Here is a 513-nt window from a genome sequence, read left to right as displayed (position 1 = left end):
GAAGCTGTCGGGCACCTGCACCGCGATCACGGTGCGCTTGCGGCCCGAGCCATCGTCGAGCACGCCCACGTACTCACGCCCGGGAATCAAACCCTCGCTGGCCGTGACCGCGCCCGCGGCGGTGACATTGGGCCCGTACAGCGTGCCGTAGCCGCCGCCCACCGATGGGTCGAGGATGCCGCGGTAGTTGGAATACAGCGCGTTGCGGCGCAGTTCCGCCGCCGTGGGATTCGCGGGATCGGCATAGGCGGGCGCAGCGGCCGCTCCCAGCCCGGACTTGCCGATGCCTCCGGTCAGCAGGTCCTGGGTGGCGGCGGTGCTGCCCGTGCCCACCGTGGTCGCAGGGTACGCCGTGGCGCTCACCTGCGTCACGCCCTTGGGAAGGTCGTTGGTCGGGCCGGACGATCCGCCCCCGCACGCGGCCAGGACGGCCCCTGCCAACGCGGTCAAGGCCACTTTCAGGGCCCGCTTGTCCTGCAGATTCACTTTCATGATGTCTCCTTTTTTCACTGA

Annotated in this window: 1 protein-coding gene; it reads right to left on the bottom strand. The window is 69.4% G+C overall.

What is annotated here, in order from left to right; translation table 11 throughout:
- Positions 1-492, bottom strand: a 492-nt coding sequence (locus B2J89_RS21635; RefSeq protein ID WP_240965115.1) for a D-(-)-3-hydroxybutyrate oligomer hydrolase, incomplete at its 3' end; no start/stop codon positions are given.
- Positions 493-513: the final 21 nt, after the last annotated feature.

It is taken from the genome of Acidovorax sp. SRB_24 (assembly GCF_012931925.1).
Note: the sequence above shows the minus strand (reverse complement) of the source record. Positions and strands in the feature narration are given on the sequence as shown.